Consider the following 11,682-nt stretch of genomic DNA (forward strand, 5'->3'; position numbering starts at 1 on the left):
CAAAGCCCGTCTTGATGACGGGCTTTTTTATGTTTTAAATTTGGAGTCGTTGTTTTAACGGAACTTGTTTAATTCAAGCGGAAGCGGGCGATCATTTCACAGTTGGTCGCGGTATCGATCTTTTCCACCATAGAGGCAATTTTAGGGTTTGGGTGGCGTTTCATGAAATCGATCAGCGCTTTCTTACAGCAACCAATAGAATCGATAAAGCTTGAACATTGAGTATTAGGGCACTGAGGGATCAGTGTGAGTACCTTTTCAGAAGCCAGTTGAAGATACTTGAGCTCGTATTCAGTGTCGCCAGCCCAACGCCAGAATTGAGCAAGATTGTGGCAAGAAATCACCGAAATCAGTAACCGCTCATCGGCTTGAATATCGGTGCGTTCTGTAATTTCTTCACTTAAGTTCAAAGCCTGCTGATAATGAAGAATACTTCGTACAGGATCGTCGAGCTGCAATGCAGTATCGGCAAGTAACGTGTGTTTTTCCCATTCGCTAATCATTGTATTACCTCATTAATCAATAGGTGGTTAATTTAAATAATAATTATTATCATGTAAAGTTTCATCAATGAGATTGTTAAGAATAATTGGTGAAGCATATCGATTATGGGGAGAGTGATAAAAAAGAAGCGAGCATAGTGCTCGCTTCTTTTTTATTTCATCAGGCGTTCAAACTCAACTTCTCAAAGAAGTTAAGGAATTAACCTTCTAGACCTGCGCTTGCTTGTTTGTTCTGAATCAGCTCAATCATGTAGCCATCAGGATCTTTAACGAACGCAATGTGTGTAGAGCCGCCTTTAACCGGACCCGCTTCTCGCGTTACGTTGCCGCCAGCTGCTTTAATCGCATCACACGTTGTGTAGATGTCATCAACACCGATAGCAACGTGACCAAAAGCAGAGCCAAGATCGTATTCCGTGGTGCCCCAGTTGTAAGTCAGCTCAATCACTGCGCCTTGAGATTCGTCGCCAAAGCCAACGAAAGCCAGTGTGTATTCGTACTCTTTGTTTTCGTTCTTACGTAATAGCTGCATGCCCATTACATTGGTGTAGAACTCGATAGACTTGTCTAGATCACCCACGCGTAGCATGGTGTGTAAAATACGACCGTTTGACATGATTTGCTCCTAGCTTGTTATTGGTTGTTTCTTTTATAGCACTATATATGAGCAAGCTCATAAGCAACACCAAAGAGATGATGAGTTTGGTCATATTTTCTTATTCTCATCATCTATCTTACTCTCCCCCTCTGCCTTTTTTCTTATTTGTATTACAAGAAATTAAAGAGCGACGGCCTTATTAATTTGTCAGTCACTAGCGCTTAATTCGCAGTTTTGCATAAATAGTAAGTTTGAGTGTTGGTCTTTTTTGTAATGGCCAAGAATGGCCTTGGTTGTTGAATTGTGACTTATATCTCCATCTTGTTGCTGATTTCCTTTCGTTTTTACAATTGGCATCTAACTTTCCATTTTATCAATTTATGATTACGCCAACATCTCCCTGTTTATAGAAAGGTTATTCCGATGTTTTACTTCGTTATTAAGGAATTTTCGATAAAATACGCCGATAACCAATGGTTTTTACGAAAGTGCAAAGGGTGTCTATTTTTTGTGCTTATCTTTTTTAAACAATAGTTTGGGCTTGTATTGTTTGTTTTATGTTTGATGTTTGATGTGGTTGTGTTTTCAAAGTAGTTGTCAAGTGTGTATCAAGTGTATCTTTTGCGATCTTTGCTAAATAGACAATCCTTACTATATAGTTTTTCAAGCGCACCAAATCGACTAAATATTCACTTTTGATTTGTGCGATTTTTCTATCACATAAGAATAAGTATTATTTTATTACATTAGCCTCGGCGTGAGGCATTGATGTGGAGTACTCAAATGACGAGTAAATGGTTTACACAACAAAGTTCAGATGTTTTAAACGAACTGAACGCAGATCAAACGACAGGTTTATCAACTTCTGAAGCGGATGCACGCTTAGAGAAGCACGGCACTAACGAACTGACTGCACAAGAGTCAGCTTCTGCGTGGGAACTGTATATTCATCAATATAAAAACCCACTGATTTTTATTCTAGCTGTTGGTGCAATCGTTTCTTGGTCTACTGGCCACGCGATTGATGCTATTGCTATTGCAGTGATTATCCTTATCAATACTGGTATCGCGTTCTGGCAAGAATTTAAAGCTCAGAAAGGGATGGAAGCGCTAAAAGAAATGGCAGCTCCAGAAGCCGAAGTGATGCGCGATGGTAAATGGATCAGTGTTCCAGCTAAAACCCTCGTTCCTGGTGACATCATCAAAATTAATACTGGCGATATTCTGCCTGCTGATGTTCGTATTCTTGAGTCAAACCGTCTGACGGTAGATGAGGCTGCACTGACCGGTGAATCTGAGCCAGTGAATAAGCAGTCTGAACGCCTTGAAGATGAGACCCTTGGTCTTGGCGATCAGAAGAACATGGGCTTCATGACAACAATCGTGACTACAGGTACAGGCCTTGCTGTGGTAACAAGCACAGGTATGCAAACTGAAGTTGGTCACATCGCTGATATGATGAACCAAACGGAAGAGACGAAAACACCAATGCAAGAGCGTATGGACACCATCGCACTCGCATTATTGGTTGTTGCTCTTGTGGTTGTTGCTATTGTTTGTGCTATCGGTGTTTACCACGGTATGCCATGGTTAGAAATCCTAACAACAGGTATCTCTTTATCGGTTGCCGCTATTCCTGAAGGTTTACCAACGGTGGTTACTATCGTATTAACGATGGGCTCGACTAAGATGGTTAAGAATAATGCTTTGGCTAAACAGCTAGCAGCAATCGAAACGCTTGGTTCTACAACCGTTATCTGTTCAGATAAAACCGGTACGCTAACACAAAACCAAATGCAGGTGATGAAAGCGTACGATGTGTCTGGTCGTTACTGGGATGTGTCAGGTAAAGGTTTTGATCCTAAGGGTGAATTCATTACCAAAGGTCACAATGTCGAAGCGACAAACAGCCCTGCAATGATGAAAGGTCTTGTTGTTGCAACGCTTTGTAACGATGCTGAATATGTAAATGCTGATGGTAAATGGACGGTTCGTGGCAACCCGACAGAAGGTGCACTAATTGTTGCAGCTGCAAAAGCAGGTCTTAAACAAGATGAAATGCTATCAACGGGTGGCTACTCAATCGTTAAGAAGTTCCCGTTCGATTCTGGTCGTAAGATGGCTTCTGTTATCGTTCGTGACCCACAAGGTAAGCACTTCCTAGCATTGAAAGGTGCGCCAGATGTTGTTCTTGGTAAATCAACCAGCTTCATGGTTGACGGTGGTTTCGTACCAACGGTTGGCTGTGAAGTTTCAGGCAACTTGGCTCTCGATACCGCACCGTCTCAAGAGCTTCATTTAAACTTTGAAGCGGCAATCCAAACCTTTGGTGGTGATGCTCTGCGTACACTTGCCGTTGGTTTCCGTGAATTAAAAGAAGAAGAGCTTGAGTTAGATTTCCCTGAGCTTGAAAAAGACGTCAGCATCCTGGGTATCTATGGCATCATGGATCCACCACGCCCAGAAGTACGCGATGCAGTAAATAGCTGTTATAGCGCTGGTGTTCGTACGGTAATGATTACCGGTGACCACGCAGTCACGGCAGCAGCGATTGCTCGTGAAATCGGAATCATCCGTAGCGAAGACGATCTAGTGGTAACGGGTGCTGAGCTTGACCAAATGGATGACGAGAAGCTGTTGTCTATCTGTTCTCAGGTTGCAGTATTTGCCCGTGTTACTCCAGAGCACAAGCTGCGTATCGTAAAAGCGCAGCAAGAGAACAATGAAGTTGCCTCTATGACCGGTGACGGCGTGAACGATGCGCCAGCACTGCGTCGTGCAGACATTGGTGTTGCGATGGGTATTACAGGTACGTCTGTTGCGAAAGACTCAGGTGACCTTATCCTGTTGGATGACAACTTCAGTACTATCGTGAAGGCGGTACGTCAGGGTCGTCAAATTTTCGATAACCTACGTAAGTTTATCCGCCAAGCACTTACAGCGAACGTGGGTGAGGTTTCGGTAATCCTATTTGCATTCCTACTCATGGGACCAGATGTAGTACTTCCGCTAACTCCACTAATGATTTTATGGGTTAACCTCGTTTCTGATGGTCTACCAGCACTCGCACTCGGTGTTGAGCCAGAAGAGAAAGATCTCATGGAGCGTAAGCCAGGCAAACGTGACCAAGGCTTCTTCTCTAATGGTCTAGGCGCTCGTATCCTAACTCGTGGTCTCGCATTAGGTGGTCTAAGCTTTGTGACATTCTCTTACGCACTCGACGGTGGTTACAGTGCTCAATACGCACAAACCGTTGCGTTTTTAACACTGATCTTTGCTCAACTTTGGAGCTTGTTCGATGCACGTACGTTTACAACGATTTATCGTAAGAATCCGTTCACTAACCACTACCTACTTGGTGCGGTGGCAGTATCGGCTATCTTGTCTTTAAGCGTTGTGTACACAAGCTTCGGTCAGTTGGTATTCAGCACAGAAGCGCTAGAGTTTAATCACTTAATATCGTTAATCTTCATTGCAGCAGTACCAACATTTGTTCTATCTGCTATCAAAGAAGTGACTAAAGTGGAGTTTATCTAAGACAGACTTCTTAGCTAAATAATTGAATCCCGCCATAAAAGGCGGGATTTTTTATGCCTGTTGTCTTGGGAGCGCAGAATTAGAAGTGAAAACTTATGTAGAGGCGGATTCTAGAGAGTGGCAATAAAAAAGCAGCGCTTTAAGCGCTGCCGTATTGATTAATCGTTGTGAACGGAAAGACTAATCTTCGCTCTTTTCTTTGAATTTGTATTCTATGTACCAAAATCAACTCACAAAGTGAGTCACTATCAATTTAGCTAGTAATAGCGGGCCATAGCACAGCACCGACCTCAATAATTCGTTACAAATATTAGAATTTTTGTAAGCATAAGAAGTTTTGGACTCCTAAATTACGTAAATAATGCCAGAAAACCTTTACAAAAAGATAGTACCCAAAAAGTAAATTAAGATGAATAAGCACTGCAATCTTAGGCATAGAGCGGTTGTATCAATATTGTCGCTGTTTTCGTGAGCTATCATTTAGGGTAAGGCTAAACATGAAGACACCTTGTTCAATAATGTGTTCAACTATTTGAGGGCATTTCATTTTTGATCGTCAATTGCTCCAACAACCCCCACAAAATACTCACACAGCCCAACCCGAAACAGCCTAGTCGAACTTGCTGCATTCTTATAGATTCGCCCTTTGGCATCCAATTCCATAACCGTACAACTATCCCAGTGTTTGGCACCTTTACTGTAATCAAGGCCACCCAACGCTTTACCTGCCGACTTTAGGTAATTAAATGTAGCTCCATCACTAATCAACCGATGGATTGTTAACCCTAATGCTTGCCACACTTGTGGGGATAAGTGATAACCAGAACGACTATTTATGAATGCTTCAGCTTGTGGTTCAAGCCATGCTTTCAAGAAGTTAGAGATCTTGCTGACATAGCCATCGCTGAGCACAGAAGTAAGGCTTGTACCATTAGGTAACGTAACGTCCTTAGACATTTTACTGTATTCTTGAGTACCCATTCCAGCGACAGCACCAACGATCAATTTGAATAAAACATATTGAGTCGTGATGCAGCGCTCTGAAACCTTTACATGTTTGGAATCAAAACTCACACCACCGTAGGATTCGATATCAGTCTCTTTAACTAACTGTTCAATAAAGGGTCTTAGAGGGAACTGATCATCGGGAAGTAAATTTTGTCCTTCATCAAGGTGTGGAAGGCTTAACGCAGAATCAAGCACTTGGCTTTTTTTAAATAACTCAACGACATGCTTTTCATCTAATCCCTGCTCATCATCAAATATCACTCGAATTTCTACGCTTTCCATCGCTAGACGTTGTCTCAATTCGCTTTTCTGGTTTGCCTCTTTAACGCTTAACCTTGAACTGAACAAAAAAGTTTTTATTCCTAAAATTTTGCAGATAGCAACTAAGCCCAAAACATTGCCGACAATGCACGTATTCGATGGGACATAACTGAGTGTTGATAACGAATTAGAGGCTTTCTGAAAACTAGGCTTACCCGTAATTGCAAATGTTAGCGATAGCGGTGCGCTTACCACGTTATCAATCACGACTTTTTCTAGTTCAGCTTGAATGGCTTGTACTTTATTTGAATTTGTTGAATTAACCGCAGCATCAGCAACCCACTTCAATTCTGGCAACAAGCTTTTCGAAGAAAAATAGGCACTTACTTCAATCATGGGCATTGTAGTAATGAGTGTTTTTTGTGTTCGCCCTTTCGCAGAGTGCAATATCCCAGTGATTTTGTTATCCGAAAGCTTCAATTTTTTTAATCCAGTTACTCGACTAGCGCAGTCTAAAATAAAAATTAAACTTGATCCGACTTGTTTGTCGGATCAATAATAAGGCTAATGTTAACTCAACTCCTGTTCCTAAACATTATATTGCCACGCCAGCGCTGAGGATTACCCAATGACAGATAAGTCTCCAGAAAATACACATGAAATATCAGATGAAAACCTAGAGGCATCTATCGTAAACACGTTAGTTGATCGTTTTGGTGACACACAAGAATCAAGCTTTTTGGCCAGTTCGCAACAATTGCTAGAATCTTCCAGCCAACTACTTTCAAGAGATGTAATATCTGAAGTTTTCCAAGGTAAATCTAAATATTATTCTGGGGTTCGAGAGGTTCGTACAGGGTTAAAGCATGTTGTTATTTTCATTAGTCCTGAGTTAGCCCGAGACATGCTCGAATACTCTCGTCGAGGGATAATAAATCCAAAGAATAAGAACAGGACAATCAGTAAAAATAAGGTCAAAAACTACAGTAAAGCGATGAAGGATAGAAAGTGGTGTTTGACAGGAGAGCCAATCATCATTTCTAGTGACGGAGAAATTCTTAATGGGCATCACCGCCTTGAAGCGGCCTGTGATGCGCAAGTCGGATTTATTGCTCCAGTTACTTACGGTGTGACCGATGACTTGTCCTTTGCCCATATTGATGTGGGTAACACCCGTTCTCGCGCTCAAGTATTGGCAATGTCTGGTGTGAAAGTTAACCCTAGCGTACTCTCTCGTATTGCAATGCTCGCAAAGGCATTTGAGTTGACGAAGAATCCGTTTGCGTTTCGTGGGACTCAGGGGACGTCTTTTCCGCCGCCTGAAATCTTAGACTTTGTAGAAAAGAATAGTGAACTTGCACTGTCCGTTAGCTTTGTTAGCGAGGTTGTCAAAAGATACAGGCTTGAGAGCCAAGCCTCTGAGCCGATTTATGCGTTTGCACATTACCTAATTAAAAAGAAACTCACGGAAGTTCAAATTGAAGAGTTACCACTATCACCAGAGACTTACCTTACTAGAGTTATTTCATCACTGGGTTTAGAGTCCGAAGACGATGTCGAATATCAGGTGAGGAACTACTTACAGTCTCTTGTGCATGAATCGACGAGTTATTCCTTACTTTGCAAGTTATCAGCCATATTCAAAGGTTGGAACATGCACTTAGGCATTCCTGTTACGGGTAATAAGATCGCGGTACGCCGAGTTGCTAGGTACAAAAAAGATGAAGATGGTAACAACATCCCTCTTCCTGCCGCAGGAAACATAAACGAACCCTTTACAATCCCGTGTGTGCCTAAAGGAACGGTTCCCAAAAGCATTCAAAAACAAAGCAATATGAAAATAGTCAGCAATTAAACATATAGGAGCAAGCTTGATTCTTGCTCCTTTACTTCTTTTTCCCTAAATGGTCAGGGTTTTAAATCAAATAATACGATGTGAACCATCACTTTCATCAAGTCTTTTCGTTTGGCTTAATGGTAGAATCTCAGCATTAAAGTAAGTAACTCTACTAACTGGGAAAATCATGCCACACACTAAAATCAATCAAGATGACATTAACAAAGCCGTCTGGGCAGCCTGCGATACTTTCCGAGGCACTGTAGATCCATCCATCTACAAAGACTTCATCTTGACCATGCTGTTCCTTAAATACATTTCTGATGTACATCAAGATAAAGTGGATGAGCTGGCTAAAGAGTACGGTGACGAGCCTGAATTGATTGCAGCAATGATGGAAACACAGTCTTTCAAGATCCCAACAGGTTCAACGTTCTGGGATTTATACGAAGCTCGCCATGAAGCAGGTAACGGCTCACGCATCGACCAAGCCTTACACGCGATCGAAGAAGCCAACGGCACTAAGCTAAAAAACGTGTTCCAAGACATTAGCTTCAACACCGATAAACTGGGTGACGAAAAGCAGAAAAACGACATTCTGCGCCATCTGTTAGAAGATTTCGGTAAAGAGACGCTTAACCTTCGCCCAAGCCGTGTTGGTACATTAGATGTTATTGGCAACGCTTACGAATACCTAATTAAACATTTCGCTGCGGGTAGCGGTAAATCTGCGGGTGAGTTTTATACCCCACCAGAAGTTTCCGATCTTCTTTCAATCATCCTAGAGCCACAACAAGGCGACACAATTTGCGACCCTGCATGTGGATCAGGCTCACTACTGATGAAGTGTGGTAAGCAAGTTCAAAATAACTTTGCAGGCTCTAAGCAGTACGCTCTGTTTGGACAAGAAGCGATTGGTTCAACTTGGTCACTGGCGAAGATGAACATGTTCCTACACGGTGAAGATAACCACCGCATTGAATGGGGCGATACTATTCGCAACCCTAAGCTGCAAGACAAAGAAGGCGGCCTGCTGCACTTTGATGTGGTTACGGCAAACCCTCCATTCTCGTTAGATAAATGGGGCTTTGAGGATGCAGGTAATGATCACTTTGGTCGCTTCCGTCGTGGTATTCCACCAAAGACCAAAGGTGACTATGCGTTTATCTCACACATGATAGAAACTTTGAAACCGCATACAGGCCGTATGGGTGTGGTTGTACCTCATGGCGTACTATTCCGCGCTTCATCTGAAGGTAAAATCCGTAAGCAACTTATCGATGAAAACCTGCTCGATACCGTAATTGGCCTACCTGAAAAATTGTTCTTCGGTACAGGTATTCCAGCCGCGATTCTTCTGTTTAAAAAGCAAAAGGATGATAACAAGGTGCTGTTTATTGATGCCTCTCGTGAGTTCAAATCAGGTAAAAACCAGAACCAACTGACACCAGAGAACATCCAAAAGATTGTTGATACCTATAAAGATCGTGAAACCACGAATAAATACTCTTATCTTGCTACGCTAGAAGAGATTGCCGAGAACGACTACAACCTCAACATTCCTCGTTATGTAGATACCTTTGAGGAAGAAGAAGAGATTGATCTAGTGGCCGTACGTAATGAGCGTTTAGCGCTACAAACCGAATTGGCTAACCTAGAAGCAGAAATGGCGGGTTACCTAGAGGAGTTGGGTTATGGTGCCTAATGGTTGGGAAATCGGTAATTTTTCGTCACTTGGAATAAAAACAATAGATGGAGATAGAGGTAAAAACTATCCTAAAAAAGACGAATACTTAGAAGACGGTTATTGTCTATTTCTCGGAGCTGATAATGTATCCAGTAATGGCTTGATGCTCGATAAAAAGACTTTTTTAACGAGAGAAAAACATGAGCAGCTTGGTAATGGTGTCGTTAAATATGATGACTTGCTTTTAATTATGAGAGGAAACGGAACTGGCCGCGTATGCATTTATGATCGTGTCATTTCTTCTTATGAAAACGCGAGAATTAATTCTGGACTGATAATTATTCGATTGAATCCAGACTTTCTGGATAAGAATTTTGCCCTCCAGTTAATGCGTTCAAGTTTTGTTATTAAGCAATTTGAAAGTTTTATGTTTGGGAGTGCGCAACCGCAGCTAACAGTGAAGATCTTGAAATCTTTAAAATTACCAAGGCCAGCTCTCCCAGAACAACGAAAAATCGCTAAAACCCTTTCAATCTGGGACAAAGCGATTAGCACCACAGAGAAACTGATTGAAACCTGCAAACAGCAGAAAAAAGCCCTTATGCAACAGCTTTTGACGGGTAAGAAGCGTTTGCGCTCTTCACCAAAAGACGGGGCTGAAACGGGTAAGGCGTTTGAGGGGGAGTGGGAAGAGGTTAATATAGCAAGTAGATTTGAGTTAATCACTGACTATGTAGCTAGTGGTAGCTTTGCATCATTAAAGGAAAATGTGAACGTTCAGGATATAGAGTCATATGCCCATTATGTTAGACAAACCGATCTTGCCGCAAAATTTAACAACAAGAAGCTAAAGTGGGTTGATAAAGATAGCTATGATTTTTTGAATAAGTCTAATCTATTTGAAGGTGATATCTTATTTACGAATATTGGCGATCTTGGCAAAGTTTTTTATATGCCAAAGCTAATTAAACCAGCAACTGTTGCTCCAAATTTGGTTGTACTTAGAACTAATCAGTCTAATGATTCTCGGTTCATCTATTACATGTTAGCTTCAGATGTTGGGCAACGTGAGATTGAAAAAATTAAGAGTGGTACTGGTCTACCAAAAATTAACAAAACTGAATTCAAAACAATGAAATTCAGAATACCACATCTTGAAGAACAGCAGAGAATAGCCTCAGTCCTCACCGCAGCCGATAAAGAAATTGAAGTGCTAGAGGTCAAACTTGCTCACTTCAAGCAAGAGAAAAAGGCGTTGATGCAGCAGTTGTTGACGGGTAAGCGTCGTGTGAAGGTTGCTGAAACCGAAGCGGCCTAAGACACCTCTCTAATCCTATGTGATGCATTGCTTTACATAGGATTACTATCATCCAAACGTGGTAATACAGAATGTTAGTATTTACTTGCACCAAAGCCGCTGCTGACTTTTTCACCGTGAAACGCAATGGTAAAAAAGTCTCTCCACTAGAAGCCCCGCCTACAGACACTGTCAGTGGTTCTGAACCCGTAAATGCGTTCAGCAACCAACCACCTATTAGTGCTTGGCTAGTTCATGCGGTAAACATTCAACGAAAGAAAGTGCTGATCGCCATGCATGTTGAAACTCGCTATTCCATGGTGTTTGTTGGCATTCAAAAGGGCGATTGGGCAGAGTTCACCAATCAACTACTGGAGAGACTGTTTAACAACATGCAGTTCTTTGGTGAAGAGTTTGAACTGTGCGATGAAGATAGCTTTGAGGATATGCTCAATGAGTTCATCAAGCTTCATCCTAAGCCTATCTTTTGCCAACGTGGTGATCGTAGCGTGCAGAGCCACATTAATGATGTCGCTTGGCAGTTTGAAAACCGAGTTTACCAAGTTGGCTCTCTACCTAATGGGCATGAACAGTCGGCGAGTTTTGACGAGTGGATCAATGGCTTGATTCGCTCGACTAAACAGAAGAAAGACCACTTTCACCCTGATGAAGAGATGTTTATTGATTGGATGCAGACTTATAGCGAGTTAGGCGACAATGAGGATAAGCTGATACGTCAATTATTTGGGTCTCTGCGCCGACAGATGATGCACGCAGAAATGGTTAAGCGCGGTATTCCAGATGACGGCTACTTTGACGAAATGAATGCTGAACTTAACCAAGCGGTCAATAAGTACAACGAAGAGATTGCCTCTGATACGTTCAATGAAGTGATACCAAATAACGTTATCGACTTCCATCAAGCTAAGAAACGCAAACAACATTAAAAATCAT

At 41.9% G+C, this 11,682-nt stretch carries 8 protein-coding genes; 5 read left to right on the forward strand and 3 right to left on the reverse strand.

Annotation, left to right across the window (positions count from 1 at the left end):
• Positions 1-68: 68 nt before the first annotated feature.
• Entirely contained in the window at positions 69-503 is a 435-nt protein-coding gene (locus AB4274_RS01050) for a DUF2753 domain-containing protein (protein WP_004734047.1), read from the reverse strand.
• Positions 504-702: 199 nt separating this feature from the next.
• On the reverse strand, positions 703-1,119 hold the full coding sequence (gloA, locus tag AB4274_RS01055) for a lactoylglutathione lyase (RefSeq protein ID WP_004734046.1): 417 nt from the start codon (positions 1,117-1,119) through the stop codon (positions 703-705).
• A gap of 765 nt (positions 1,120-1,884) precedes the next feature.
• Between gloA and AB4274_RS01060 the strand changes: the two genes are divergently transcribed.
• A complete protein-coding gene (locus tag AB4274_RS01060; RefSeq protein ID WP_102321073.1) occupies positions 1,885-4,638 on the forward strand; it encodes a cation-transporting P-type ATPase in 2,754 nt (917 codons plus the stop codon).
• 543 nt (positions 4,639-5,181) lie between these two features.
• Here AB4274_RS01060 and AB4274_RS01065 read toward each other — a convergent pair.
• On the reverse strand, positions 5,182-6,309 hold the full coding sequence (locus AB4274_RS01065) for a hypothetical protein (protein ID WP_372110643.1): 1,128 nt from the start codon (positions 6,307-6,309) through the stop codon (positions 5,182-5,184).
• Positions 6,310-6,535: 226 nt separating this feature from the next.
• On the opposite strand from AB4274_RS01065, the gene AB4274_RS01070 reads away from it, so the two are divergent.
• The 4 genes from AB4274_RS01070 (at position 6,536) to AB4274_RS01085 (ending at position 11,675) form a co-directional block, all read left to right on the forward strand.
• Positions 6,536-7,762 carry a chromosome partitioning protein ParB gene (locus AB4274_RS01070; RefSeq protein ID WP_372110594.1) on the forward strand — a complete coding sequence of 409 codons (1,227 nt, stop codon included), beginning with the start codon at positions 6,536-6,538 and terminating at the stop codon, positions 7,760-7,762.
• 169 nt (positions 7,763-7,931) lie between these two features.
• Entirely contained in the window at positions 7,932-9,449 is a 1,518-nt protein-coding gene (locus AB4274_RS01075) for a type I restriction-modification system subunit M (protein WP_372110596.1), read from the forward strand.
• Entirely contained in the window at positions 9,439-10,749 is a 1,311-nt protein-coding gene (locus tag AB4274_RS01080; protein ID WP_102284716.1) for a restriction endonuclease subunit S, read from the forward strand. The genes AB4274_RS01075 and AB4274_RS01080 overlap by 11 nt, the downstream gene beginning before the upstream one ends.
• 71 nt (positions 10,750-10,820) lie before the next feature.
• Positions 10,821-11,675 carry a DUF6933 domain-containing protein gene (locus AB4274_RS01085; protein WP_102284715.1) on the forward strand — a complete coding sequence of 285 codons (855 nt, stop codon included), beginning with the start codon at positions 10,821-10,823 and terminating at the stop codon, positions 11,673-11,675.
• Positions 11,676-11,682: the final 7 nt, after the last annotated feature.

This window comes from Vibrio sp. 10N.261.55.A10, assembly GCF_041470825.1.
GTDB lineage: Bacteria > Pseudomonadota > Gammaproteobacteria > Enterobacterales > Vibrionaceae > Vibrio > Vibrio crassostreae_C.